Annotated in this window: 15 protein-coding genes, 2 tRNA genes and 2 rRNA genes; 11 read left to right on the forward strand and 8 right to left on the reverse strand. The window is 60.8% G+C overall.

Annotation, left to right across the window (positions count from 1 at the left end; all coding sequences use genetic code 11):
• Positions 1 to 51 precede the first annotated feature (51 nt).
• Positions 52 to 1470 (reverse strand): sulfatase-like hydrolase/transferase, encoded by a 1419-nt coding sequence (locus tag Pan216_RS06745; protein WP_419193341.1) that lies wholly within the window; start codon positions 1468 to 1470, stop codon positions 52 to 54.
• Positions 1471 to 1764: 294 nt separating this feature from the next.
• On the opposite strand from Pan216_RS06745, the gene Pan216_RS06750 reads away from it, so the two are divergent.
• The 5 genes from Pan216_RS06750 to Pan216_RS06770 all read left to right on the forward strand — a co-directional run bounded on the left by Pan216_RS06750 (position 1765) and on the right by Pan216_RS06770 (position 6734).
• Positions 1765 to 1838, forward strand: a tRNA-Ile gene (locus Pan216_RS06750).
• 19 nt (positions 1839 to 1857) lie between these two features.
• Positions 1858 to 1930, forward strand: a tRNA-Ala gene (locus Pan216_RS06755).
• Between the two features lie 499 nt (positions 1931 to 2429).
• Positions 2430 to 5278: ribosomal RNA gene (locus Pan216_RS06760) — 23S ribosomal RNA — on the forward strand.
• Between the two features lie 87 nt (positions 5279 to 5365).
• A 5S ribosomal RNA gene (gene rrf, locus Pan216_RS06765) occupies positions 5366 to 5475 on the forward strand.
• Between the two features lie 746 nt (positions 5476 to 6221).
• On the forward strand, positions 6222 to 6734 hold the full coding sequence (locus Pan216_RS06770; protein WP_145256606.1) for a hypothetical protein: 513 nt from the start codon (positions 6222 to 6224) through the stop codon (positions 6732 to 6734).
• Between the two features lie 179 nt (positions 6735 to 6913).
• On the opposite strand, the gene Pan216_RS06775 is transcribed toward Pan216_RS06770, so the two are convergent.
• Entirely contained in the window at positions 6914 to 7990 is a 1077-nt protein-coding gene (locus Pan216_RS06775) for a PseG/SpsG family protein (RefSeq protein WP_145256608.1), read from the reverse strand.
• 535 nt (positions 7991 to 8525) lie between these two features.
• Here Pan216_RS06775 and lysS point away from each other — a divergent pair.
• The 6 genes from lysS to Pan216_RS06805 all read left to right on the forward strand — a co-directional run bounded on the left by lysS (position 8526) and on the right by Pan216_RS06805 (position 15645).
• The gene (gene lysS / locus Pan216_RS06780; protein WP_145256611.1) at positions 8526 to 10055 is read left to right on the forward strand and encodes a lysine--tRNA ligase; all 1530 of its coding nucleotides are present in this window, start codon (positions 8526 to 8528) and stop codon (positions 10053 to 10055) included.
• 434 nt (positions 10056 to 10489) lie between these two features.
• Entirely contained in the window at positions 10490 to 11827 is a 1338-nt protein-coding gene (locus tag Pan216_RS06785; protein WP_145256614.1) for an ABC transporter permease, read from the forward strand.
• A complete protein-coding gene (locus Pan216_RS06790; protein ID WP_145256617.1) occupies positions 11820 to 12599 on the forward strand; it encodes an ABC transporter ATP-binding protein in 780 nt (259 codons plus the stop codon). The genes Pan216_RS06785 and Pan216_RS06790 overlap by 8 nt, the downstream gene beginning before the upstream one ends.
• Positions 12600 to 12913: 314 nt before the next feature.
• Entirely contained in the window at positions 12914 to 13366 is a 453-nt protein-coding gene (locus Pan216_RS06795) for a Fur family transcriptional regulator (RefSeq protein ID WP_419193342.1), read from the forward strand.
• Positions 13367 to 13478: 112 nt separating this feature from the next.
• Entirely contained in the window at positions 13479 to 14762 is a 1284-nt protein-coding gene (locus Pan216_RS06800) for a cytochrome-c peroxidase (protein ID WP_145256623.1), read from the forward strand.
• 412 nt (positions 14763 to 15174) lie between these two features.
• On the forward strand, positions 15175 to 15645 hold the full coding sequence (locus Pan216_RS06805; protein WP_419193343.1) for a chemotaxis protein CheX: 471 nt from the start codon (positions 15175 to 15177) through the stop codon (positions 15643 to 15645).
• Between the two features lie 20 nt (positions 15646 to 15665).
• Here Pan216_RS06805 and uvrA read toward each other — a convergent pair whose 3' ends face one another.
• From uvrA to Pan216_RS06835, 6 genes are all read right to left on the reverse strand, one after another.
• Complete coding sequence (uvrA, locus tag Pan216_RS06810; protein ID WP_419193344.1) at positions 15666 to 18437, reverse strand: excinuclease ABC subunit UvrA; 2772 nt, start codon at positions 18435 to 18437, stop codon at positions 15666 to 15668.
• A gap of 50 nt (positions 18438 to 18487) precedes the next feature.
• Complete coding sequence (locus tag Pan216_RS06815) at positions 18488 to 19315, reverse strand: hypothetical protein (protein WP_145256629.1); 828 nt, start codon at positions 19313 to 19315, stop codon at positions 18488 to 18490.
• Positions 19316 to 19525: 210 nt separating this feature from the next.
• Positions 19526 to 20158, reverse strand: coding sequence for a YceI family protein (locus Pan216_RS06820; RefSeq protein WP_419193345.1), 633 nt, complete (start codon positions 20156 to 20158; stop codon positions 19526 to 19528).
• A 264-nt stretch (positions 20159 to 20422) separates the two neighbouring features.
• Entirely contained in the window at positions 20423 to 22465 is a 2043-nt protein-coding gene (gene recD, locus Pan216_RS06825; RefSeq protein WP_145256635.1) for an exodeoxyribonuclease V subunit alpha, read from the reverse strand.
• A complete protein-coding gene (locus tag Pan216_RS06830; protein ID WP_145256638.1) occupies positions 22462 to 25944 on the reverse strand; it encodes a UvrD-helicase domain-containing protein in 3483 nt (1160 codons plus the stop codon). Before Pan216_RS06830 ends, recD begins: the two co-directional genes overlap by 4 nt.
• A gap of 68 nt (positions 25945 to 26012) precedes the next feature.
• On the reverse strand, positions 26013 to 26420 hold the full coding sequence (locus Pan216_RS06835) for a DUF4259 domain-containing protein (protein ID WP_145256641.1): 408 nt from the start codon (positions 26418 to 26420) through the stop codon (positions 26013 to 26015).
• Positions 26421 to 26727 lie beyond the last annotated feature (307 nt).

Genomic DNA, 26727 nt, shown 5'->3' on the forward strand with positions numbered 1-26727 from the left:
GCGCGGAGAGATTTGCCGTCAACAAGGCGCGGCTGGGACGGCGACGACGCGTCAGCGCCGCGCGGTCTCGGTGCCGCGGCCACGCGTGTGTTGGACCTTGGTCTCCCACATCTTCAGGAGTTTTTTCAAGCGGTCCGCGTCCCGTGGCCGGTCGGCGACAAGGTTGGTCGACTCGGAGGGATCCGACGCCAGGTCGAAAAGATACTCCTCTTGCTGATCGCCTGTCTTGAGGCGGATGTACTTGAGGTTGCCGCTGCGCACGGCCCATCGCGTCCGGTTGCCCCGGCGAGCTCGCCAGAAAAGATCGCGCGAAAACGGTTCGCTCCCCGAGACCACGTGATCGACCAAGTCGATGCCATCGAAGGATTTGCCGGGCAGGGGGGAGCCGCCGGCGAGGCGAACGATCGAACGCGTCAGGTCCATGTTCATCGTCGGCTGGTCGTTGACGCTGCCGGGAGGAATGACGCCGGGGTACTTCATCAGGCACGGGACGCGAATGCCGCCTTCGAAGACATTTCCCTTGTTGCCGCGAAGATCTCCCGCGTCGCCGAGCTTGGTCGGGCCGTTGTCGGAAAAGAAGATCACCAGCGTGTCGTCCTCGAATCCCATTCGTTTCAGGGCCGAGAGGATCTCGCCGACGCCTCTGTCCATCGCCTCGACCATCTTGACGTATGTGGCTCGGGTTCCCTTGTTCCATTCCTCCGCCTGGAGCTTCTCGGAACGGTAGTCATCCGGACCTTGGTAGGGCGTGTGGGGCGCGGTGTAGGGAACGTAAAGGAAGAACGGCTTGCCCTTCTCTTGCTGCTCAATCCATTCGACGGCATGCGCGCTGATCAAGTCGGTCAGGTAACCCTCTTCCTCGAATGACTTGTCGTCCTTGGCCAAGACGTGATCGCCGGGCAGGTCGTCGCCGAGGAAATTACCCACCGGCTCCGTGTGATGGAAGTAGTCGACGCCGCCGCCCAATGGACCGAACGAGGTCTCAAACCCATGCTGGAGCGGGCGGAATTTCTCGGGATAGCCGAGATGCCACTTGCCCATGGATGCCGCGCGATAGCCTACCTTCGTCAGGGCTGACGGCAAGACCGTCTCGCTTGGCGGTAGCCCAAGTTCGCCCTTCGCCGCCAAACGCATCGCGTCGTCGTAGCGTCCGGCGTTCCCCGTCCCGATGGCGCACTCAAGTCCCCCGACGCGGTGCTGGTAGCGTCCCGTCAGCAACGCGGTGCGTGTCGGCGTGCACTCGGGATGGTTGGCGTAGAACTGGGTTAGGCGAACCCCATCGCGGGCAAGCGTGTCAATATTCGGGGTTTTGATGTCCTTGGAGCCTTGGCACTGGAGGTCTCCGTAGCCCAAATCGTCGGCGACGATCAGAACAATGTTCGGTCTTGGGGCACCCTCGGGGGCACCGAGAGCCTTCTCGAGTGGCAGAAGGAGGAGGACGGTCAAGCAAATCGAGAGCAGGATGCGCACGGAGGATTCCTTTCGCATGGTCGCCGGTAGGCCAAGGAGGCCATGGTAGCGTCTCTTGCTCCCCCACGCAAAACCCGGATTCGAGGGCTCGGGGCGAGGGATCTGAACGATTCCGCGCAAATGTTCATCCTTTCCACACAATATGTTGCGACGAATCGGGACGTCCGATCGGATCGACTTGGTTGACTCAGGTCACTCCCGAGATAGAAAATGACGCTCCGGATGACATTGCTTGGTGCGGCTCACTGAGTTTGAGAGCCCAACGCAACGGTCATCCAACGCTGGGAATCCTCGGGGCGTATAGCTCAGTTGGTTAGAGCGCATCGCTGATAACGATGAGGTCCTTGGTTCGAATCCAAGTACGCCCACTGAGACAGCGAAGCTCGAGGGGAAGTAGCTCAGCTGGGAGAGCGCTGCTTTTGCAAGGCAGAGGTCGCCGGTTCGATCCCGGTCTTCTCCATGGACGATCGCAACTCGTTTCGTATGAAAGAGTTGCGGTGAGAGTTGGTTTGAGGGGCTGAAGCGGCCCGCCGAGACGGACAGTTAAAAAAACTTTCGCTTCGGTTGACTCGGATCGCTTCTCTCCTAGAAAGAAAAGTTCCCGCAAACGAAGTGGGGCGGCCAAGTTAAGTGACTGGCAGCGGGTTTTCACTCGCGTGAAATTCCGCTGCTGAACACTGTTTGGCATGGCGTTCCGGGACAATTGTTCCGCAGGCCAAGTTGATCTTTGACAATTGGGTTAGGTGTGTCTGGTGGTGATGCCGCCGTCGCAGGGGTCGTTTGTTCCTTCGGGGATGGCGACGTCAAAAGGCGGGATCACCCACAAATGTAAATGTTCTGTAGTGTCCTTAGGATGTTGGATTGGCAATAGGTGTCACGGGCAAGCAAAAGGGCCTGTGATACTGCGTTGACCGCCAAGAGAGTTCGTTCGGCCATTGGTCGGAGGGATGAATCAAGGTGGCCAAGCTACTAAGGGCGTACGGTGGATGTCTTGGCGCTAGAAGGCGATGAAGGGCGTGGAAGGCTGCGAAAATCCTGGTTGAGCTGTCAAACAAGCGTTGAATCCAGGGTTCCCGAATTAGCGTCTACTGAATCCATAGGTAGGCGTGGCAAACGGTGGGAAGTGAAACATCTCAGTACCACCAGGAAAGGAAAGCAAAAGCGACTTCCTTAGTAGCGGCGAGCGAACGGGAAATAGCCCAAACCGCCGGCCATGTGCCGGCGGGGTTGTGGGGCCGAGCATACACCAACTGGAATCTAGCCGATACGTGCCTGGAAAGGCCGACCATAGAGGGTGATAGTCCCGTAGGCGAAGGAAAGAAAGTTGGTGCTCGGTACCCGAGTAGGACCATGCACGTGAAACGTGGTCTGAATCTGGGGGGACCATCCTCCAAGGCTAAGTACTCTCTAGCGACCGATAGCTCACAAGTAGGGCGACTGAAAGATGAGAAGAACCCCTATTAGGGGAGGTACTGAACCTGAAACCGTACGCTTACAAGCTGTCGGAGCCCTATGGCCATTGGCCAGGGTGACGGCGTGCCTTTTGCATAATGATCCGGCGAGTTACCGTTTCTGGCAAGGTTAAGTGGTTAAGCCACGGAGCCGTAGCGAAAGCGAGTCTGAATAGGGCGCAAAGTCAGGGGCGGTAGACGCGAAACCTGGTGATCTACCCATGGGCAGGTTGAAGCGCGTGTGATAACGCGTGGAGGACCGAACCCACCAATGTTGAAAAATTGGGGGATGACCTGTGGGGAGGAGTAAAAGTCTAATCAAACCAGGTGATAGCTCGTTCTCTCCGAAATAGCTTGAGGGTTAGCCTCGGACCACTACGTCATGGGGGTAGAGCGACTGAATCGGAATGGGGGGCTACCCGCCTACCCATCCGAACCAAACTCCGAATACCATGGCGACTATTCCGGGAGTGAGACCGTGGGGGATAAGCTTCACGGTCGAGAGGGAAACAGCCCAGACCGCCGGCTAAGGTCCCAGATTCTTGCTCAGTGCAAAAGGAAGTTGAAATGCTGAGACAGCCAGGATGTTGGCTTAGAAGCAGCCATCATTTAAAAAGTGCGTAATAGCTTACTGGTCGAGCGTTTCTGCGCCGATAATGAACGGGACTAAGCAAGAAGCCGAAGCCGCGGACCCATTTATGGGTGGTAGGAGAGCGTTGCACGCTAGGTTGAAGCGAGACGGACAACGACTCGTGGACGATGTGCAAGTGATCATGCCGGAACGAGTAACGATAAAACAGGTGAGAATCCTGTTCGCCGAAAGCCTAAGGTTTCCTGGGGAAGGCAATTCCGCCCAGGGTTAGTCGGATCCTTAGACGAGGCCGAAAGGCGTAGTCGATGGACAGCAGGTTAATATTCCTGCACCGTAGGTAAATGCTGATGGAAGGGACGTTGATCGGATAGTGAGCAGTGGGGCTAGAAATCCACGCACCGCAAGGTGGACGGCGCTTATGATCCGGAAGTCATTTGATGATCAACCAAGAAAAGCTTCCAAAGGGAAGTTACCGCGTCCGTACTAAAACTGACACAGGTAGGCTAGGTGAGAATCCTAAGGCGCTCGAGAGAACCCTCGTGAAGGAACTAGGCAAAATGACCCCGTAACTTAGGGATAAGGGGTGCCCCTGGTGGTTTGCGCTGCTGGGGGTCTCAGAAAAGTGGCACTGGCGACTGTTTACTAAAAACACAGCACTCTGCGAACTCGCAAGAGGACGTATAGGGTGTGACGCGTGCTCGGTGCCGGTAGGTTAAGGGGAAGGGTTAGTCCTCGGATGAAGCTCATAACCGAAGCCCCGGTAAACGGCGGCCGTAACTATGACGGTCCTAAGGTAGCGAAGTTCCTTGTCGGGTAAGTTCCGACCTGCATGAATCGCGTAACGACTGGTGCACTGTCTCCACGAGGGACTCGGTGAAACTGAAGTCGAGGTGAAGATACCTCGTACCTGCGGCAAGACGGAAAGACCCCGTGAACCTTTACTGTAGGTTAGTATTGGGCTTAGGTGCTGTCTGTGTAGGATAGGTGGGAGACGATGAAGCGGAGACGCCAGTCTTCGTGGAGTCACTGGTGAAATACCACCCTGATCGTACTTGAGTTCTAACCCCATCCCGTGAAGCCGGGTGGGGAACAGTGCTAATTGGGCAGTTTGACTGGGGCGGTCTCCTCCCAAAGAGTAACGGAGGAGTACAAAGGTACCCTCAGCCCGGTTGGCAATCGGGCAAAGAGCGCAAGGGTATAAGGGTGCTTGACTGCGAGACTGATAAGTCGAGCAGAAACGAAAGTTGGTCCTAGTGATCCGGCGATTCCGAATGGAAGGGTCGTCGCTCATCAGATAAAAGGTACTCCGGGGATAACAGGCTGATCTCCCCCGAGCGTCCATAGCGGCGGGGAGGTTTGGCACCTCGATGTCGGCTCATCGCATCCTGGGGCTGGAGAAGGTCCCAAGGGTTTGGCTGTTCGCCAATGAAAGCGTTACGTGAGCTGGGTTTAGACCGTCGTGAGACAGGTCGGTCCCTATCTGTCGTAGGCGTAGGAAGCTTGAAGGGGCTCTGTCCTTAGTACGAGAGGATTAGGATGGACGGACCTCTTGTGTCCCAGTTATCGCGCTAGCGGTACCGCTGGGTAGCGAAGTCCGGACCGGATAAGCGCTGAAGGCATATAAGCGCGAAGCCGACCCCAAGATGAGGCTTCCTTGTTCCATTGGAACTGAAGACCCCTGGAAGACTACCAGGTTGATAGGCCGGGTGTGTAAGGCTGGTAACAGTCTTAGCTAACCGGTACTAACGGTCGACCGCTTGGCCACTTTGATTCATCTCTCAAGGATACTACGAACATTTTGACACACTGACCCAAAAGTCACGTCGCCACCACCTTGGCGACGCACCGTATTGCCGGTGCTTAACACCAAGGGGCCACACCCGTTCCCATTCCGAACACGGTCGTTAAGCCCTTGGAACCGATGGTAGTGCCCACCGGTGCGAGAGTAGGTTTGTGCCGGCTTTCATCCAAAAGGCCCGCTTGTCGAAAGATGAGCGGGCCTTTGGTCGTTTTTGCGCCTTGTCTTGCGAATGTGGAGTGAGAACGCTTTGCTGATGGGATCATCAATGTAGGATGGGGGGAGCCGTAAAAGTCTCCTCACCAATCCAATCGAGCTTGTCTGATGTCGTCAAATGCACTCTCCGTTTGGATTCAATCCCGTGCGGAGAGGCTTGATTTCATGGAGGAACTCCATTGGCGTGTCGGTGGAGGAGGAAGGGGTCGGCGGTTCACGACCGAGCAGGTCAACCATACCTACGTTGTGGTTTTGTCAGCCGAGTTTCAGGGGTTCTGCCGTGACCTCCATGATGAATGCAGTGATCATTGGGTGGCGGCGATTCCGAGCCAACCGGTTCGTCTAGCGGTTCGCGACCTTTGCGTCAGAGGTCGAAGACTCCAGCACGGCAATCCAAATCCGAGCAATGTGGGCAGTGACTTTAATCGGTTTGGTCTCGTCCTTTGGGACGAGGTTAGGACACAGTTCGCGCACGGCGAGACGTGGCATGATCGTTTGCGATCTCTCACCGGTTGGCGAAACGCGGTCGCGCACCATGACTTTTCGCCCGCCAATGTCGGTGGGGTAGGCAGTCTGACATTGCGGCAGGTCCGTGAGTGGAGAAGCACCTGCCGCGGACTTGCGAGGGCGTTTGATAGAATCTTGAGAGACCATTTGGCTGATGTGACGGGAAATTCCCCATGGTGAGCAAGTCATGACAAATGTGACCGTTGGCCAAAAGGTGAGAGTTCCGCTGGGGACCCGGGTAGTGGGAGGGGTCGTCATTGAGGACCGCGGTCCCATAGGGGTTGGCGGGCGACATCTGTTCATGGTGGAAATCCCGAACGACCCAGATGAGCCTGACGTCGTTATGCGAGCGGAAGACGAGCTCGTGAAGGACACAACGCCAGTCACTGGGTTGACCGAAGTGGAGATCCAGGAGTTTTTGGAGAATGGCGGTCTCGTTTCGATTCTTCGGCGCAATATGTCTGGAGGTCGGAGTCAGCCGTCGGTGTGGCTATGTCGCAGTTCTTTAGGAAACGTGACCTACACCTTCGATGAGGAGCGGGGTTTGGTTGGTGGCCTCCGAATACCGTTTTTTTCGCTGAAAGGCGAGAGAGTGTTCCAACCCAAAGTTCCAGAGGTCGTCGCGTTCTTGGTCGACGGCTTTGGTTTGAGCAAGCACGGCGCCAATGCCGTGATTCGGAAAGTTGGAACCGCGCCGTAACGCTTGTTGCAAATTCGCCCCCACTTGCTGCTTGTCAGCCGGTGACGAAGGGCTAGGACGCTGCCAACACCAGTCTGTCCCTTTGGATTGTACCGGATGTTTTGAGACAGAAGAGACGCGAAACAAGAAAGGAGCGACCGCTTGGCCGCTCCCTTTGGAGAGTCGAAAGGTGGGAGGCACTACGCCGCGGCGGCGAGGACCTGCTTGTACTGACGCGAACGACGAAGCAGAATCTCGGTCACCGTCACGAGACGATCGGGACCGCGACCGTCGATGAGCATTCGGCCGGATCGGCTCATCGTCTTTCGCTCGAATTTGTCCTCGAGGATCATGATGGCCGTCTCGGCGATGCGGCCCGGCTCGAACTTGTCGTGGCCGCCCATGTGATAGGCGCACCCGACGTCTTCGAGAGCATCGGCGTTGGCGGCGTGATAGCCGTGACGGCTGACGAGGATCATCGGAATGCCGACACAAGCAGCTTCCAGGGCGGTGTTGCCACCCCCGGCGACGAGCAAGTGCGACTTCGACATCCGCATCCCCAGATCGCGAACATCGGGAGCGATGTGTAAGCGATCGGGGAACTGTTCCAGCAGTTCATTGAGTTCGTCGCGACCCTCTTGGCCGGTGCCGATGACGGCGTCGACGCGCTCGATCTGTTTGGTCTTGAGAAGGGCTTTGGCGACACGGGTCGTGTCTTGAACGACCTCCCCGGCGCCGAGGGCGACCAGGGCCCGGGTCGGACCACCCGGTTCGGTGCCGCGAACGCTACGAGCTCGGCGGAATTCCGAGCGGATCATCGCGTAACGCTGACCCGAAAGGAGCTGGGTGCCGGGCGCGAGCCGGTAGTCGTCGACGGTGTGCCCCATCAACGGATTGATCACCACGTCGCTGGAGAAGGATCGCTTCGCGGCGTCATCCAAGTTGATGACCAACGGAACGCGAGACGAAACCTCGGCGAGATACGACTCATCGATGTCCGGCGAGTCGGTGATGACGACGACTGGATTGCGGGAGTTGATCTCTCGCATCAGTTGTTCGCGATCGTCTTGAGAGCCGGCGCCGGTTTGGGTTCGCACGACCGCGTGGCGGAAGCGACGAACACGATCGGGCCAACTATGGTTGTCGATCTGCGAGATGAATGTCATTTGATAGCGACGGCGTTGCAGGGCATTCGCCAAAGCCAAACAGCGGGCGACACGCCCGAGACCTTCGTGAGCCGATCCATCAACTCGTAGAAGGATATTTCCTCGATTCATGCGGATCCTCTTCGGTGCGAGATTTCCCTATCTGCACATCCCCCGCATTGATTCCCGAACAACAGCACGAACGGCCCCGAACCGTCTTTCCCGTGCCCGACGAGCGTCAAGCGGGCTAAACCTTAATTCGCGCCGGTTTCCTGTCAAGCGTCTCAAACGACAAAAAGTTCGATCGTCGATTTGGGCAAAGTGACGCCATGTTGACAGCTCGATGGCACGGCGTTCGAGTGCGAAAGATAGGTAGGGGCACGCTCGTGGCGCCGCCTCGATGGCGTCGCCGAATCAGCTCCACGTCACGGCATGGGCCTTCACGCGGTTGCTCGGACGGGATGCTTCCACGCGGAAATGGTAAAACAGGCAGATCGCGTCGCATCGTCAGGTCGGGTCATTCGGCTGCGATTGACAGGTTTGGTAGCGAGTTCTATCGTTCGCGTGGAGCCCGACCGGGCAGGTCAACCGGACCACCGTTATCTGGGCGGTCCTTGACGATGCCGTCGCGACGCATCAGGAAGTTGAAATCGGAAAGGCATTCACGTTGACCGAAGGTGCATCCAAACTCGAACAGGTCCGGATCGACAAGCTCGAGAAGATCCGAGCGCTCGGGCTCGACCCGTGGGGGGGACGCTTTGACGATCGCCAAACGATCGCCGACGTGGCGTCGCAGGCTCCCGAGGAGCCGGGAACGACGACCGAGACCGTGGTTCGCGTCGCCGGCCGCATCCTGGGACTTCGCGACAAGGGCCGCGTCGTCTTCATCGACTTGCAGGACAAGACCGGTCGCATTCAGCTCTTCATCGGCAAGAAACAAGTCGGGGAAGAGAACTGGAACATCGTCGGCCTACTCGACCTTTGGGATCTGGTCGGGGCCGAGGGGAAGTTGGGGCGGACGAAGACCGGCGAGGCGAGCGTCTTCGTCGAATCGCTGACCCTTCTCACCAAGACGATTGCCCATCCTCCCGAAAAGTACCATGGCGCCCAGGACATCGAGATTCGACTGCGGCGGCGCTATCTCGACATGATTCAGAACCCGGAAGTCCTCGCTCGCTTCGAAAGCCGGGCGAAGATCGTCCGCTTCATTCGCGAGTTTCTGGGGCAGCGCGAGTTCGTCGAGGTGGAAACGCCGACGATGCACTCGATCGCCGGAGGCGCCGCGGCTCGTCCCTTCGTCACGCATCACAACGCGCTCGATATCGAGCTCTTCATGCGAATCGCTCTTGAGCTTCCCCTCAAGAGATGCTTGGTGGGGGGCGTCGATCGGGTTTACGAGATCGGACGTGTTTGGCGCAACGAAGGAATCGACGCCAGCCACAACCCCGAGTTCACGATGCTCGAACTCTACGAGGCATACGGCGACTACGAAACGATGATGGAGCTGACCGAGTCGCTCATCGTCGGAGCGGCCGAAGCGCTGGGCAATGGGCTGAAGCTTCCCTACGGCGAGCGCGAGATCGACATGACCCGCCCCTGGCGGCGGGCGACGTACGACGAACTGCTTCGCGAGAAGTACGGCTTCGGACTCGACGATACCGAACAAGCACGCGCCGAGGCGATCAAGCGAGAGATCGAGGTCGACGGAAAGCATCCCGACGTCATCATGGACGCCCTGTTCGAGGAAGGGGTCTCGGATGAGTTGGTCGCTCCGACCTTCGTCATCGACTATCCGGCTTCGATCTGTCCGTTGACGAAACGCAAAGCCGGCAACGAACGCGTCGCCGAGCGCTTCGAGCTTTTCATCAACGGGATGGAAGTCGCCAACGCCTATACGGAACTAAACGATCCGCTTCTTCAGGAACAGCTCTTCAGCACGCAGCTCGAAGGGCAAGAGGAAGAGGACTCGATGGCGAAGATGGATCACGATTTCATCGCCGCGCTCAAGCATGGGATGCCGCCGGCGGGAGGTCTTGGGATCGGCATCGACCGCTTGGTGATGTTGCTGACCAACAGCCAGACGATTCGCGATGTCATCATCTTCCCGCTGCTGAGGCCCGAACGCGGGCAGGGTGGGAAGGAGTCGTCCGAAGAGCATGCCGGCGACGGGGAAGTTCTCGACGACGAGAGCGACTAGTGCTTCGGGCCAACGGAACTTCAGGGTGCCACTGGCTGGTTGTCAGCCAGTGCCAAGGGTGAGGGTTACACCACCACCTGCTTTGGGTTGGAACAGAGCGACTGGCAGTCCTGATGGGTTCGTTCGTGACATGAAATCCTGGCCCTCAGATCGTGCGGGAGTTTGCCCAATCACCGGCGTATCCCGCAATGCCCACGGCGAGCGTATCCCGCAATGCCCACGGCGAGCGTATCCCGCAATGCCCACGGCGAGCGTGTCCCGCAATGCCCACGGCGAGCGTGGGAATGGCACCCAGGAGTTCGTTGGGCAATGAACTAACCAATCAGGACACTAGGTCGCGACCTCGGGGAGAGCCCCGGCCACGTACACAGACCCCGAGCACCGAGTCGCCATGTTGATGACGACAGGTCTCGGAGACGCTCATGGAGGAGCCGATGTACAAGCACTTGCTGTGTTCACGCTACCTGACAACCCGCTATATCGCGCTCTTTTCGGTCGTCAGCGTGATGCTCGGCGTCACGACGATGATTGTCGTCAACAGCGTCATGGGTGGGTTTCGACAACGGATGCTCGAACGCTTGCACGGCATCCTCTCGGACGTCATCGTCGAATCGACGACGATGGATGGGTTTCGCCATCCCGACGAGATCATGAGTCGCATCAACGCAGCGGTCGGAGACAAGATCGAGGCGATGACACCCGCGATCGAAGTCTTCGGGATGCTCCACTTCCAGAACAATGGGCTTGGGCAGACCTTCACGCGGCCGGTGCGGCTGGTTGGCGTCGATCCGAAGGGTAGGGCGGCCGTCGGGGAGTTCGGCGATCACCTGCTCAACGCCGACAATTCAAAGGATCCCTCCTTCGAACTCCGCGCCGACGGCAAGGAGTGGCGCGAGAAAAACGCCGATCTCTTCGACCCGAAATTCGGCGTTCCGAAGGCCGGATCGATCATCGGTTACCAAATCGCCACCTTCCGCGGGTCGAACATGTTCGAGGACCAGTTCCTGATTCGCCCGGGGCAGGAGGTCGTGATCACGACCGTCACCGCGGGAAGGAAGCCGGAGCCGGTCTCCGATCGTCTCGTCGTGGTCGATCACTTCCGCAGTGACATGAGCGAGTACGACAGCAACTACGTCTTCATGCCGTTGAAGGAACTTCAGGAACGGCGCCGCATGGGCGACGCGGTGACGGCGATCCAGATCAAACTCAAGGATGAAGCCGACTCGCCCGCGGTGGTGGGGGCCTTGCGAGCCGCGCTGCCGCCGACCTTCTTCCACGTGCAAACGTGGGAGGACAAGCAGGGCCCGTTGCTGCAAGCCGTCAAGGTCGAGGCCGCCATCCTCAACATCATCCTCTTTTTCATCATCGCGGTGGCCGGTTTCGGCATCCTCGCGATCTTCTACATGATCGTCTACGAGAAGACGCGGGACATCGGCATCCTCAAGGCGCTCGGCGCTTCCAACGTCGGGGTCATGAACATCTTTCTCGGCTACGGCTTCATTCTCGGGCTGGTCGGCTCGGTATTCGGGGTGATTCTCGGCGTCTCGATCACGCTGAACATCAACGAGATCGAAGAGACGATCTACAAGTGGACAGGCCTTGAGCTCTTCCCCCCCGACATCTACTACTTCAAGGAGATCCCGGCCCAACTCGATCCGATGACCGTTGTCTGGATCGTGGCCGGTGCCCTCTTTATCGCGGCGGCCGCGAGCGTGCTGCCGGCGATTCGTGCATCGAAGCTACGACCTGTGGAGGCCCTGCGCTATGAGTGATGCGGAAACGAACGAAGCCGAAGTCATCCTGGAAACCAAGGGCATCTGCCGGAGCTACTTTCGTGGCACCGAGGTTCCTGTGCTGCGTGGCGTCGATCTCGAGGTCCGGCGTGGCGAGATGGTCGCCATCGTGGGAGCGTCCGGTTGCGGGAAGAGCACGTTGTTGCACGTGATGGGGACGCTCGACGTTCCCGACGCGGGCGAAGTTTGGTGGCGGGGCAAGAAGATCGATCACCGGAAGCGACGTGCTTGCGATCGCTTCCGCAACGAGTCGGTGGGCTACGTCTTTCAGTTCTACCACCTGCTGCCGGAACTGAACGCTCTTGAGAACGTCATGCTTCCGGCCCTCATTCGTGAATCGATCTTTACCTACTGGACGCGCCGCCGCGGAATCCGCAAACGCGCCGAGGAATTGATGGAACGGGTGGGGCTCGGTCACCGCATGGACCATCGTCCGGCTCACTTGAGCGGTGGCGAACTTCAGCGAGCCGCGATCGCGCGCTCCTTGCTGGGCGATCCGGAACTCCTTCTCGCCGACGAGCCGACGGGCAACCTCGACGCCGAGACGGGCGAAGGGATCATCCAGCTCCTCTGTGAACTCTCGCGTGACGAGAATCTGTCGATCGTGCTCGTCACTCACGACGCCGAGTTGGCCAAGCGGACCGATCGCGTCCTGCGTCTGGTTCAGGGGGCGCTGATCGAGGAAGGCGCCGACGACGTCTTGCCCGTGGCGGGCCATCTGGATGAATCTCCCTCGAGCATGGCCTGCTAACGCACTGGTCCGACTAGATCTTCGGGTGCCACTGGCTGCTTGTCGGCCAGTGACAACGGGATAGGTCTTCCCCAGCACAAGCGTCAAGTCGGAACAGAGCACCACGACGCTCGTCTCCTTTCCTTCCCATCCTTCGCTGATCGGGCCGGCACGCTATCATCATTGGTTAGGGCCGCGCCGACCCCGTCGGACATGCTCCCGCGATGGATCCGTCCGGGTTCCCCATCGCTCGTCGCGATCCCAGCCGGATCCGTGCGATCCGAAATTCTTTGACAATGAATACCGTTCGCAATAAAGTTGCAAAAGAGGTGGCAATGGGAAGCGAACGTCATGTCGATTCCTGCGAGGAGCTCTTCCGTGCGTGCGGAATGCCGCTGACGATCCAGCGTCGGATCATCTTTGAGGAGCTCTCCCAGCGAAGCGACCACCCGACGGCGGACCAGATTTTCCAATCCGTGCAGGATCGGTTGCCGGGTTTGTCCCGAACGACGGTCTACCGGGTGCTGGAGGCGCTGGTCGAAGCTGGACTGATTCAGCGAATCTGTCACCCTGGTGCGACGGCGCGCTACGACGCGAACATGAACCGCCATCACCACGTGGTTTGTCTGAAGTGCCAACGGGTGATCGACTTGCATTCCAGCGAGCTCGATGCTCTCGCGGTGCCGAAGGGCCTCGACGGAAGTTTTCGCGTCTTGGATGTGTCGGTGCATTTTCGCGGACTCTGTGCCGAATGCCAAGAGAAGCAAGATACCGCCAACCTGGCGTGATCCGATGCCGAGGGCGACGGGTTCGCTCGGGTTCCTCCCCCACCACCGCACGCGAATGGTTTGTTTCTGCTTTCCACAACTGGTCAACGCCTAACGAGGAGTGGGGAATTCGATGGTTCGTCTCAAACCGATCATGGTCCTGGCGGTGCTGGGATTGTTTGGGTGTGGCAAGTCCGCCGCGCCGAAAGTGACTGACGAGAAAGCTACGCAAGAGCCGGCGCCCGCGTCGCAAGAGACCACGCCGGAGCCGTCCGGACCCGAGGTGGTGGAGATCGAGGAGATCTTCACGCTGCCCGCGGCCGACGACAAGAGCAGCAAGCTCGACGCGGCCGCGATCAAGCAGTTTCTCGCCAACGACGCCAATCATCAGCCGATCATTCCCGCCGCTCCGGTGGGACTCGACGATCCCGCGAAGTACATTCCCGAGGAGAGCCCGCTGACTCGGGCCAAGGTCGAACTGGGACGGTTGCTCTACTTCGATCCCCGGCTTTCCAAGGACGAGACCATCTCTTGCGCGAGCTGCCACGATCCCGAGATGGGCTGGGCGGATGCCTCTCCCGTCTCGACGGGAATCGGGGGACAGAAGGGGGGCCGCAGTGCTCCGACGGTCATGAATCGCCTCTATGGCAAGACCCAGTTCTGGGATGGACGGGCGGCGTCGCTCGAGGAACAGTCGCTCGGTCCGATCGCCAACCCGATCGAGATGGGCTTCACCCACGACCTGGCGGTCGAGCGGCTCAAGGGGATCGAAGGCTATCAGCTCTTCTTCGACAAGGTCTACGGGGACATCAACGCCGACAACATCGCCAACGCGATCGCGGCGTTCGAGCGAACCGTCCTGGTTGGCGGGTCCCCCAACGACTACTACGAGGCCGCGAAACCGGGGCTGAGCCTCGAACCGGAAGAGATCGAGGAACTCGACGAAGACGTTCAGGCCAGCATCAAGAAGAAGCTCGCGGACCACAAAGCCCACCCGATGAGCGAGGCCGCGATGCGGGGGCGTAAGCTCTACTTCGGCAAGGCCGAGTGCAGCCTGTGTCACGTCGGCTACAACCTCTCCGATGAGCTCTTCTACAACATCGGCGTCGGGATGAACGCGGACAAACCCGATGAGGGGCGTTCGGTCATCAGCAAGAACGACAAGGAGTTGGGAGCGTTCAAGACGCCTTCGCTGCGGAACATCAAGGACACGGCTCCCTACATGCACGACGGGAGCCAGATGACCCTCATGGATGTCGTCAAGTGGTACAACCAGGGCGGCCATCCGCACACCAATCTTCATCCGCGGATCAAGAAGCTCAACTTGACCGACGATGAGATGAAGGATCTCGTGATCTTCATGGAAGAGGGGCTCAGCGGTCCGGTTCCGAACATTCCTCCGCCGCAGCTTCCTTAGATCGGCCGTGCGGGAACCATCTCGAGACCGATTGGGGGCTGGCTTCACGGAGGCCGGCCCCGTTTCACGGACACCGGCGACCGCTTCCGTCACGCAACTGCCGGCGACGGTTGTCGTTTCCTCTCCTTTCCCCCTCTGATGCCCGCCACGTCCGATTCGTCCGGGACCCGTGTGGGGAATGGGCGTCTCGTGCGCTATTTATCTAAGACCATCGCGGGACGTTGCCATGCCGTCGGCCGACGGGAGGTGTTTGGGTTCGTTTCACTTTCGGTGAAACAGGCGTCCTGGGTCACGGGATGGAAGACCGACGAACCTGGAATCACGCCTTCTTTGTGCATCGACGCCGTTTTCGAGCTAGAATCAACGGTGAATGCTTGAATGCCAAGGAAGAATGAGGCACGGGAGCCAATTCATGTCGACGATGCGGGTCGAATTCATCAATCCCTTCGTGGGAGCCGCGCTCAACGTCTTCAAAACGATGATAGCCACGGAACTTCAGCGTGGTCAGATCTACTTGCACCGTCGCGAGCAGGCCCACTCCGGGCTGAGCGGTGTTATCGGTCTCTCCGGGCGCGCCATCGGTACGGTCGCCATCGTCGTCGACAACCCGACCGCTATTGCCATCACCTCCCGATTCCTCCAGATGGAGATCGATGGAGTCAACGAAGACGTCGTCGACTGCATGGGCGAGGTCGTCAACATGGTCGCCGGCAACGCGAAGGCCCAGCTCGAGGAGTACGACTTGTCCATTTCCTTGCCGTCGATCATTCGAGGCGAGGACCATCTCATCGAGTTCCCCAGCGACGTCACCCCGATTTGTGTTCCCTTCACCGGCGAAGTGGGCAACGTGTTGCTCCAGGTCGGGTTCGTGGTCAAGGACTGAGCGTGACGCGACGATCTGAGTCACGACACTTGGGCCCGTCGGTGCAAGACCAACCCCATGGGCGTCGATCGGCTCGCCACGAGTTCAGGGGCGCCCTCGCCCACGACTTGGCCTCCATGACGTCCCCCCCCTGGGCCGAGTTCGATTAAGTAGTCGGCACTCGCGGCGAGCCGGAGCCCGTTGTCGATCGCGATGATCGAATGGCCGGCGTCCAGAAGTGAATCGAAGCACTGCAAGAGGGTCGAGACGTCGGCCGGGTGAAGCCCAAGGGCGGGTTCATCAAAGAGGAAGAGGCGGTGCTTGCCGGCGCTGAGACTCAGATGGGACGCCAGCTTGATTCGCTGCCATTCCCCACCCGAGAGCGTCGTCGCCGATTGGCCGAGGGTTAGGTAGTCGAGACCGACCTGCCGCAAGAGAGAGAGTCGTTCCTGGATCTTCGGCTGCTCGCGAAAGAAGCCAAACGCATCGCTCGCGGTGAGTTCGAGCACTTCCGCGATGTTTCTTCCTCGATATTTCACGTTCAACACGTGCTGTTGGAACCGAGTTCCTCCGCACTCGGGGCACGGAAGGTGGACGTCGGGAAGGAACTGCATGTCGACCGTCAGTGTGCCGGTCCCTTCGCAGCGTTCGCAGCGGCCTCCGGCGACATTGAAGCTGAAATCACTCGCCCCCATGCCTTGAGTCCGCGCATCGAGAGTCTGGGCGAAGAGCTTGCGAATCTCGTCGAAGATCTTCATCAGCGTCGCCGGGTTGCTCCGCGAGGTCCGTCCGACCGGCCGGGCATCGGAGACGATCACTTCGTCGATCCGTTCCGCGCCATGAAGCCGGCGAAACATCGCTCCCTCTCGGGGAGACCCTTCCAACTTCTCCAAGAGGGCGGGGGCGAGCGTGTCGATCACGAGCGAACTCTTCCCGGAACCGCTTGGGCCGATGACGACGCACAGACCTCCCAACGGAAAGGCGACCGAGAGGTCGCGGAGGTGGTGAGTCCGGCACCCCTCCAGACGCACCTGGCCTCTTGGCGGTCGGGGAGACGCGTTGAGGTCCACCGGCTGGAGCCAGTAGTCCGACGTCGGCCCTCCTTCGGAGTCCCCGAGCTCATGTGGAGATCCCTGGTAGAGAATCCGGCCACCCCGCTTCGCCGCCCCCGGACCCAAGTCGACAAGGTGATCGGCCGACTCGATCACCTGTTGGTCGTGCTCGACGACAAGCAGCGTGTTTCCCTGATCTCTCAACTCTTTAAGGCACGCCACCAGCGCTTCGGTATGCGTCGGGTCGAGGCCCGCCGACGGCTCGTCGAGGACGCACAGGAGCCGAGACATCCCCGATGCCAGGACCGACGATAGCGCCACGCGTCGCGCTTCTCCCGTCGATAGGGTTTCGCAATCCCTGGCGAGCGGAAGATAGTCGAGTCCAACCCGGCAGAAGTAGTCGAGCCGACGCAGGATCTGGCCGACGAGCGACGAGGCTGCCTGGGGCGGTTGGTAGGCTTTCGAAAGGTGCTCGTTCAGCTCACCGAGTTCGCGGGTCAAGACATCACCGATGCTCCATCCCTCGAGGCGATACGCGAGCACTTCCGGCCGGAAACAATGCCCTCGACAACGTCGGCAGGGCTTGGGGGCGAGGAGTTGGTCGGCAAGTTTGGACTTGGGGCGACGACCACGACGTTCATCGAGCTCATTCGCGGCGGCAACGACTCCCGCAAACCCCCGATCGGCAACGCCCTCGACGAGGAGGCGCCGCTGGGAGTCATCGAACTCGCCAAGGGGCAAGTCGATCGGAAGCCCACTCTCTTTCGCGGTGATGAGGAACTTACTCCACGCCTCGGGATCGTCGATCGAGCAGAACGGAGCCACACCGCGTTGCCGGAGTGTGCGCGTCGGATCGGGGATGACGCGGTCAATGTCGATAGCCATCTCGTGACCGCCGCCACCACAGGCATCGCAGTGCGACTCGTCATTGTCGAGAGAAAAGAGCGACGGCATCGGCGGCGGAAAGTCGATCGCGCAGTCAGGGCATCGCAGGCGTTCGCTTCGCTCGCTCCACTTGCCGTCGACATCGATCGCGACCGTTCCGTCGCTTTCGTGCATCGCGGACTCGAGCGACTCGATGGTTCGCAGGAGACGGTTGTTCTCGTTGAGGTCTCTGGCCCGCAGACGGTCGATCAGGATACGCGCCGGCGTTTCAGGGGCGGGTTCCGTGATCGTGGCTTGGTCGAGTCGCTCGATGGTATCGCCGATCGCGAGACGGACATAGCCCGCTTCGCGGAGAGACTCCGTGGTGTCGAGCCAACTCTCGTCGTCCGATCGCACGACGGGAAAACCGATCGTGATCCTGGCATCGGGAGCCAATCCCGCGAGCTCCTCGGCGATGCCTTCGGGAGTAGCACGCTCGATGTGACGGCCGCACGTCGGGCAGGTGATCGTCGAGGCTCGGGCGAACAACGCCTCGATCAAGCTCGCCAATCCGGCGGCTTCCACGAGTCGACGTTTCCCCGGCGCGGCCCGTTGGGAAACTCCGATGGCGGGTGGAACGTTGTCGATCGCGTCGACGTTGGGCTTCTCCAGGCGCGGAAGAAACTGCCTGACGAACGCGGGAAAGGTCTCGATATAGCGGCGTTGGCCCTCGGCATGCAGGACGTCGAAGGCGAGACTCGTCTTGCCCGATCCGCTCACCCCGGTAATCGCGATAAGTTGGCCGAGCGGAAGGTCGAGATCGAACCCGCGCAGGTTGTGGGAACGGACGCCGTGCAAACGGATCGACGCATCATGGGTGACGGACTCGTTGTTCATGGGGGAACATTGTACGAGTCGTGCCCGTGCGATTCGTGAGGGGCAAGCGATCAGCGACCCACGACGACAGCGACCGCCGAACCGACGGGGACGAGCACGACGACCCAGTCGTAGAGCTGCCGCGACCACCCCGAGAGGAGGGAACCGGGGGGCAGCTTCTCCAACCATAGCAGGAGCGGCGCCGTTCCGAGGATTACGAAACACCACACCGGCAGCTCGGAATAGTCGTTGGCGAAGCCGCTGAACGCAAGAACCGGAAGAGCGACGGCGATCGCGGGCATCGCTCCGGCGGGGAGCGCTGATCGACTCTTCCAGGAGACGGCGGCCAAGCCAGCGAGACCGAAGGCCACGGCGGCGCCGACTTGAGCGAGCTTGTTGAAGCCCGCTTCGGCGATCACGATCGAGGCGAGAAAGAGGGTGGCCGAGAGAAGCAGCGGGAAGCCGACACCGGGACGCTCGCGGGCGAACCGGTGCAGGGAGGTTCCCAAGGCCAAGACGGCCAGCGCGATCAGTGACGCGCAGAGGAACCGCCAGTCGTGGAGGGCTCCGTAGCCGGGGACGGAAAGCCAGCCCGCGAGGCAGGCGATCACAAGTCGCGAGATCCAGACGACTGCGCTCGGTAGTCCGAGGCCGAGGGCGCCACCTTCAAGAACCAAGGCGGCGCCCATGAGAACGAAAATGTATTCCCAGCCATCTTCAGGAAGAAACGAGACCCAGGACTTGAGTCCGAATGCGAGGTAGGTGGCGACCAGCCCCGCCAAGAGCGCGAGCGTTCCCCGCAGGGAACCGGGCCAAGAGCTTGGCAAGAACAAGGCGACCACGGCGGAAAAGAGAAACGGGACCACGATCCCAAGAAACAAGACTTCCACTTCGAACATCGGAGCGTTCCGCCATCATCGCGGCCTTGCGGGAAGGTCGCGTGACTTTGTTTAGAAGTTGAGGAAGTGTCATGCCGTGTTGGCTCGACACTTTCGGGAGCCACCGGCTACTTGTCAGCCAGTGTTGACGAGGGTGCCACTGGCTGCTGGTCAGCCAGTGCCAAAAGGTGTTAGGGGGCACCAACACCAACTTCACGTTGGAACCGAGCACTAGTGCTTGGCGCGAACGTTGATGGACATCGGCACCGCTTCGTGGATCTTGCCTTGCCCATAGTCGATGCCGTGTTTGCTGCGATTGATGGTGAACTGGCTCTGAAGGGCGAATTGCCCTTCGGTGTCGGTGACCATCGCCGGTAGTTGGACCTCTTGGGTCTTGCCGAGCATCGTCAACTTTCCGTTGATCGTATGCGTCGCCTTTCCTTCACCCCCCTTGGTGATGCTCGTCGAGGTGAACGTCGCCTTGGGGTGCTTGCCGACATGGAAGAAGTCGGGGCTCTTCAAGTGCGACGTCAGCTTGTCGTTGTCCGAATAGATCGACGAGGTGTCGATATCGACGTGCAGCAACTTGGGCTCGTTGCCGGCCATGACGACGTGGCCATCGAACTTTCCGAATCCCCCAACGTGCTTGCCGTCATCCTTGGTGCCGGTCCACTCGATTTTCGAGCCATCGTTCGAGAAGGGGATCTTCTCCTCCGCCATCGCCGAGACCGAACAAGTCGCCACTCCAATAGCGATCGCCATCACTCGCGCCAGACCACGCATGATCGAGTCCTTTCCGTGAGAGACTTCGAGGTGCGGCATCGCGACGACCGAGGGCCACCCACTCTTGGGAGCGGCCGACATACATCGGGATGCCTTGGTTCGATCTTCGCCCGGCCACACACCGAGACCGCTGTGCCGAACCACCAACAGTTTATGCGCAAGGGCAAGCGGGGGAACCCTCCATGTCGTCGAGCCCCCTTTCTCCCTCGCGCGGAACGCCACGCAAGACGCTTCCGGCATCTGCCAGTTCCTGGAAAGTGATGGGAAAGGGGCTTCGCAGGGACGACGAGAAATGCCGGCGAAAGGGCATCGTCGCCACCGATCGGTCAGAAGATGAAGAAGTCTTCACGATGCGGCGGCGTCATTGGAAAGCCGCTCGGCGATGCCGGTTGAGCGGACGATTCGCCGTGCGATTCCCTGGTGAAAGACCTCGCGGCCGCCGATGACCGTCGCCGAGGTGCGGCTCCGGGTGATTCCCGTGTAAAGCATCTCTCGGCTAAGGAGCGGAAGATCGGTAAGTGGGAGAACAATGCCGACATGGTCGAACTCCGATCCCTGACTCTTGTGGATCGTGACCGCGAACGCGAGATCAATCCGGTCGGCAAAGGCGTCGATCGGGTAGATCGCCACTTCCGCCAACTTGTCGAACGCCACCATCAAGCGCGTCGCCCCATGCTCGCGGGTACGGATGACGACCCCGACATCCCCGTTGAAGACGCCGTGCTCGTAGTCGTTCTCGAGCATCATGATCGGTTCGCCGGGATGAAAAGTAACCCGGCGCGTGCGCTGCTCCGGCGGCGACCAGCGCTGGTGGAAGAACTCGTTGATCGTCGCCGTTCCCGTCGGAAAGACCCTCGTTAGGCACAGAAGTCGAAAGGTGCCCAGGTGCGTGAAGAGCTGACGCAGTGTCGCCGAGTCCTCGGGCGTGAGGCTTCCCTCGGCGAGAGGAAACGCCTCGTCCCGGCCCTTGGTCAGTTGGGGATCGAGATGAAAACGCTCGTGCCACCGTTCGAGAAAGGTGTTCAGCGTCGATTGCTCATCGCCCGAGGGCGTCTCGAGAAAGTTGAACCCCGCGAGTCGCCATTCGCCATCGCGTGGTCCCGCAACGTGAGGAGGAATCGGCGACGACTCGTCGAGCACGGTAAACGGGTAGGCGAACTCGCCGCGATTGATCTGCTGGGCGGCGCCGAGAATCTCGCGCCCGGCCGGATCCTCCCGCTTCATCCGGTGACTCTCGCGAAGCCTGACCACGTGCTTCGCGATGGAACCGCTCGCGGAGGTCAAGTCACGCAGCGCCGCCCCCGCCGCGACCGAGGGAAGCTGGTCGGCGTCGCCGAGCAGGAGGAGGCAAGCGTTGCGTCGGATGGCTTTCGCCAGTCGCTCCATCATCGCCAAGTCGACCATCGAGGCCTCGTCGACGATGATCACCGACTCGCGCAACTGGTTCTGTTCGTGGTGCAGGTAGCGTCCGGTGCGCGGGGAATACCCGAGCAGACGGTGAAGCGTACTGGCGCCGGTCATGCCGAGCAGCTTGACGTCGGCGTCGGACGCCGAGGCCCCTTGGACCTTCACGAGTCCCTTGATGCCACCCAGGATGGAGCTTTCGAGACGGTTGGCGGCCTTCCCCGTCGGCGCGGCCAGGGCGACCTCCGTCGGCTCGATTCCAAGTCGGGAAAGGACGCGCAGGATCGAAAGGACGATGGTCGTCTTTCCCGTTCCGGGTCCGCCGCTGATGATCGCCAGAGGACCACGGGCGGCGACGGCGACCGCCTTGGTTTGCTCGGCGGTGAGCGTCATCGGCGTCTCGCCGGCGACGATCGGCGCTCGCTCGAGTTCCCCGATCGCTTGGTCGATCCGGTCGGACTCTTGGGGGCTTCCGGTCTCCAGCCAGCGGTTGAGGATGTTGGTGAACGAGAGCTCCAACGCATGCATGCGCTGGCTGTAGAGATGGCCGTCGAGGAAGAGGAGGGGCTTGAAGTCACCATCGCGACCGACGACAAGTGGCCACGCTCCTTCATGGACCCGCTTGACGATCGTCCGCGCCACCTCCTCCGCGTCCAACGGGGCGTCGTCGTTTGGGAGCAGCACTCTTAGCGTCTCGGCGATCGCTCCGGAATCGGCGAGGGGGAGACGCGTCGAACCTTGTTGCTGCGCGATGATCAGTAGCAAGGCCAGAAGGAAAAGCTCGTTGGCGTGGGGATCCCCGGACTGAAGACGCGCCAGTTCCCACGCCAACGCCATCGCTGGCGGGTCGACGTTCAACTCGCTCACGCGTTCGGCGAGCCCGTTCATCAATGACTCGGTCGGTTCGATCGACATTGATTCCAAGCGTTCCTGAAGGAAGCGTCGCGCGGAACCGAATGGGGAAAGTGCGTGCGGTTCGGTCACGAGAGTGTTCCCCCGACTTGTGCCCCCAGTCGCTTAAGCGCGGCTTCGTACGAGCGAATCTCTTCCCAATCGGGGCGACGAAAGTAGACTCCCTCGCTGCCGCGGCCCTTCGGCTTCACGCCGCGAAGGAAGACATACAGAAGTCCGCCAAATCGTTGGTCGTACTCCTCGGGGGAGCGGATCTCGAGAAGCATCATCAGGGCCAGGCAGTAGATCATCGCTTGGAGGCGGTAGGAGGCCTCGACCTCGGCGTCAATCGTGGCGGCTTCGTAGTCGGGAAGGAGATTGCTCTTCCAGTCGACGAAGTAGAGACGTCCGTCGTACTCGAAGAGCAAGTCGACGAACCCGCGAATGTAGCCTTTCTCGATGGAGAGTTCCTCGGGGCGATCCTTCCAGAACTCGGGATGGTGGTCCTCGGGGAAGGGGTAGACGAACTCCATTTCCCGGCGGGTACGCTTGGCGGCATGGATTCCTGGAAGCTGACCTTGCTCGCCGAGATCGATGGGGCTCGCCACCGCGGCGTGGACGAGGGCCTCCGCCGTCGGGCGGTGACGTTCGTCGATGCCATAGGACTGACAGCACCGGGTTACCAGGCGACGGACCTCGGGCAGATCCCGCCACGCGTCGAGCGAGGTCGTTTTGTCGACCGTCTCGAAAGGGAGGTCCTCGAGGATGGCGTGGAGGAAGACGCCGGTGTGGGTGCCGCCGGGAAGGTCGTCCTCCCGGCGGACGATGGCCGGGCGCGTCTCCCTGTCGACGAAGTCCGTCTTCTCACTTGCCTCTGCATCCTCCAGTTCCCGGCTCAGTCGCGTGTAGGAGGTGACGGTGCGCGGCGCGCGTTCCCGCTTGCGGGCGACGTAACGCTCGGCCTCTTGGCCGGAGCCGACGGGTGTCGACCCACCGAGGAGAACGGGCCAAGCCGTTCGGGAAGGTTCCGCGTCGCTTGGGAAAGCCGCCGGCTCCGCGTTCGAGGTGATCGCCGTCCACCGCATGCCGGGGATCTGGTCGCGAACCTGCGCGAGTCGATCGTAAATCGGCCGGTAGATGCCGCGGTAATAGTGATCCTTCTTCTCGGGGGGCTCGAAGAACGGAAGGTAAAGTCGCGCCTTGGCACGGGTCATCGCCACGTAGCAGAGCCGTTCGTGTTCCTGCTGACGTTCCGCTTGATGCCGGGCGGTCGAATCCTCGCTCTTGCTGAAGTCGAGGATGCGTTGGCCCGACTCGTCGTGGTACTGCGCCGCTCCCGTCGCCAGAGATCCGGACAGGCCGCCGTAGAGAAAGACGACCGCCGCTTCGAGCCCTTTCGAGCGATGCATGGTCATCACCTGCACGGCATCGCGTTCGCTCTCGAGCCGCTGAACCCCGCTCTCCTCGGTGGCGGGCAACTCCTCCTTCTCGATGAAGCGGGCGAGCGACTCCGCCAAGCCCTCGACGCCGGCCGCCGTTCGACGCGATTCCTCGAAGAGGATCTCGAAGAGGTGGAGGTAGTTCGTCAATTCGCGTTCGCTGTCGGAACGAACCAACTCCCGGCGAACGATGCCCGAACGATTGAGAATGTCGCTGAAAAGGTCGTCGAAACGCCGCGACTCGGCAAGGCGATGCCAATCGAGGAGCATTCGCGAGAGTGGAGCGTCGCTGGGCATGTGGAGGCACTGCTGCAAGTCGGCCAGGGGCACGTCGAAGAAGGGCGTGTTCCAAGCCTTCCGTGCGGCCGAGCCGTCCGAGGGGTCGGTGATCGCCCTCAGGAGATCGAGGACGTCGCGCGCCTCTCGCGTCTGGAAGAGTCCGTCCTGCTTGAAGAAGGAGAAGGGGATCGCTCGCTCGCGAAGGTACGCTCCGATTTGCTGGGCGTCGCGATTGGTGGCGGTGAGGACGAAGATGTCCTTCGGTTCGACGGGCCGTGCTGTCCGTTCGTCGCCGATCCGCAGCGGGGCGGGGTCGCTTCCGAGGAGCCGTTCGATCTCCGCGGCGATGGCGTGGCCGAACGCGTCCTTGACCTGGGAAGCGGTCACGTCGCTCATGGTCCCTTGGAGATCCCACACGACGACCGGGCTGGCGTCGGCCTGGTTCGCACTCACGAGGCGGTAGTCCGGTCGGCCACACGCTACCGGCGTCTTGTAGCGTATCTCCCCCGAGAAGAAGCCTTCCGCGAAGAAGGCGTTATGGGTCTCGATCATCGCCGCGGTCGAACGGAAACTGCGCGACAGTTCGATCTCTCGTCGCCGATTGGTCTCGTGGGCGACCTCTTCGCGAGCCTGTAGGTAAGTCCAGACATCGGCTCCGCGAAAGCCGAAGATCGCCTGTTTCGGATCGCCGATGAGATAGATTGGGTTCTCGCCGCCGCTTTCGACGAAGATCCGCTTAAAGATGTCCCATTGCATCTCGTCGGTGTCTTGGAACTCGTCGATCAGCGCGAACCGAAAACGCTCGCGCATGCCGTTGACCAGCGACGGTCCGTGGGGGCCCTCGATCGCCCGGTGGACGAGGCGGATCATGTCGTCGAAGTCGAAGACGCCTTGGGAACGCTTGGCGAGTTCGAACTCCCCTTGAGTCGGCGGCAGAAGGGTCCGCACCAGGGCCGCGTCCAACGGGACGATCGACCGGACGAACTCGCCCACCCAGTCGGCGGTTGGCGTTCCCGAGACTTGTCCGAGTTTGACGAACGAGGAGCGAGTCTTCTTGTTGTCGAGCAGTCTGTCCAAGTTCGCGAGTATCTCTGGAGCCGACGCCCCGTCTACGAGCAACTCGGCGACCTTCCGCAACCGGGTGATGGCCGCGTTGACGGTGGCGCCGTGGATCTTTGCCGCTTTGGCTTGGGACTTGATCTCGGCGACAGCCGCGTCGGTGAGGTCGGGGGCGGTCGAGAGAAGTTGCTGAAACCGCGAACCGTCGTACGCCGGAAGGATAACGCTCCGCTTGAATTGGCAGTCGTAGAGGAACGTCTCCAAGTCGTCGAAGCTCTTGTGCAAGTCGCGTCGCCAAGCGAGCAGGAAGTTGCCGGTACCAGGATCGTTCGCCCAATCCCGCCGAAGCAGATCCCGGAAGGCCTGCGAGAAGATGGGGTGACCGTCGGCGATCTGCTGATCGAAGAGGAGGCCGACATCGAGCGCATGGTCGACGAGAATCGACTGAAAGAAGGCATGAATGGTCGAGATCGACGCGAGATCGAAGTCGGCCAGGGAGCGGACGAGCTTTCGCCGGCTCGTCTCGTCGAGGGGCCAGCCCGCATCGCCCCCGTCACCGGATTCGTCGTCGGCCAAGACCTTGGCGAGCTTCGAGCGGATGCGTCGTCGAAGCTCGAGCGCCGCCTTCTCGGCGAAGGTGAGCACCAGGATGTTTTCGATCTCGGCGTCGCTGGTGAGCAGCAGATCGACCACCAGGCTCTCGATCGTGTAGGTCTTGCCCGTTCCGGCCGAGGCTTCGATCACGGCCGGCCGATCGCGGGGAATCTGGTCGAGGATGTCGGGACGGTGCGTCATGCGGGGTGCCGTGGATCCTTCACGAAGCGGTCAATACGCCATCGAGAGCACTCTCCCCCACTCGGGCTTCACTCGAGACGTTGGAGGAGGTCGCCGATGGTCTTCTGCCAGGCGTCGAAATACTCCGATTCGGCCCAAAGATCGCGCGTTTCGGACTTTTCGAGGATCTGCTGCGTGACGCGGCGCGCCTGCTCGACGATGGCCGTCGGCGGGGCGGGGCGTCCCTTGATCCAAGTGGAGACCTCTTCGGGGCAGTCCTCGGGCGGATTGCCCTTCAGGGCCGCGACGACCTCGGCCGCGGCCAAGGCGCAATCACCGGCGCCGGCCGGATCCTCCTCGTCGCCTTTTTCGAACTGATCGAACGCCTCGACGAGTACCGATTCGTCTTTCGCCTTTTCGAGATCGAGCACCCAATCGAGGGCGTCGTCGTTCTCGAAATTCTCCACTCCCCAGGTTCCCATATTCGCACTCTCCATGAAACCACTAGCTCGTTCTGAAGGGACGTCTTCCTGTCGTCGAGCATCCCGCGAAGAGCGATTGTATTGCTCATCCGCGTTTGGGCTCGATCCTCCAAGTGAGTTTCTTTGGAGTCGTTCCCGGATCGCGTTTTCCACGAGGGCGGTCGCGTGCCGTCGACGGCTTGGACGCCGGTGGCAGGTCGGTCATCCCGTCGCCGCGACGTGAAGGTTGGGAGTGGTTTCTCCTACTCTCCGGATGCCAAGTCATCCTCGACCACGTCGCCCCAGCCGGTGCAGGTGGGTGAGCGCTCCGCCCGGGGCAGCG

The sequence above is a fragment of the Kolteria novifilia genome (assembly GCA_007748055.1).
Taxonomy (GTDB): Bacteria; Planctomycetota; Planctomycetia; order Kolteriales; family Kolteriaceae; genus Kolteria; species Kolteria novifilia.

Excerpts from the sequence above, each read along its gene's own strand:
- Pan216_RS06805 (WP_419193343.1), top strand. The coding sequence starts at position 15,175 with ATGTCGACGATGCGGGTCGAATTCATCAATCCCTTCGTGGGAGCCGCG.
- Pan216_RS06820 (WP_419193345.1), bottom strand. The coding sequence starts at position 20,158 with ATGTCGGCCGCTCCCAAGAGTGGGTGGCCCTCGGTCGTCGCGATGCCG.
- Pan216_RS06830 (WP_145256638.1), bottom strand. The coding sequence starts at position 25,944 with ATGACGCACCGTCCCGACATCCTCGACCAGATTCCCCGCGATCGGCCG.
- Pan216_RS06775 (WP_145256608.1), bottom strand. The coding sequence starts at position 7,990 with ATGAATCGAGGAAATATCCTTCTACGAGTTGATGGATCGGCTCACGAA.
- Pan216_RS06770 (WP_145256606.1), top strand. The coding sequence starts at position 6,222 with ATGACAAATGTGACCGTTGGCCAAAAGGTGAGAGTTCCGCTGGGGACC.
- Pan216_RS06795 (WP_419193342.1), top strand. The coding sequence starts at position 12,914 with ATGGGAAGCGAACGTCATGTCGATTCCTGCGAGGAGCTCTTCCGTGCG.
- Pan216_RS06835 (WP_145256641.1), bottom strand. The coding sequence starts at position 26,420 with ATGGAGAGTGCGAATATGGGAACCTGGGGAGTGGAGAATTTCGAGAAC.
- uvrA (WP_419193344.1), bottom strand. The coding sequence starts at position 18,437 with ATGAACAACGAGTCCGTCACCCATGATGCGTCGATCCGTTTGCACGGC.
- Pan216_RS06800 (WP_145256623.1), top strand. The coding sequence starts at position 13,479 with ATGGTTCGTCTCAAACCGATCATGGTCCTGGCGGTGCTGGGATTGTTT.
- Pan216_RS06785 (WP_145256614.1), top strand. The coding sequence starts at position 10,490 with ATGTACAAGCACTTGCTGTGTTCACGCTACCTGACAACCCGCTATATC.
- Pan216_RS06815 (WP_145256629.1), bottom strand. The coding sequence starts at position 19,315 with ATGTTCGAAGTGGAAGTCTTGTTTCTTGGGATCGTGGTCCCGTTTCTC.
- Pan216_RS06790 (WP_145256617.1), top strand. The coding sequence starts at position 11,820 with ATGAGTGATGCGGAAACGAACGAAGCCGAAGTCATCCTGGAAACCAAG.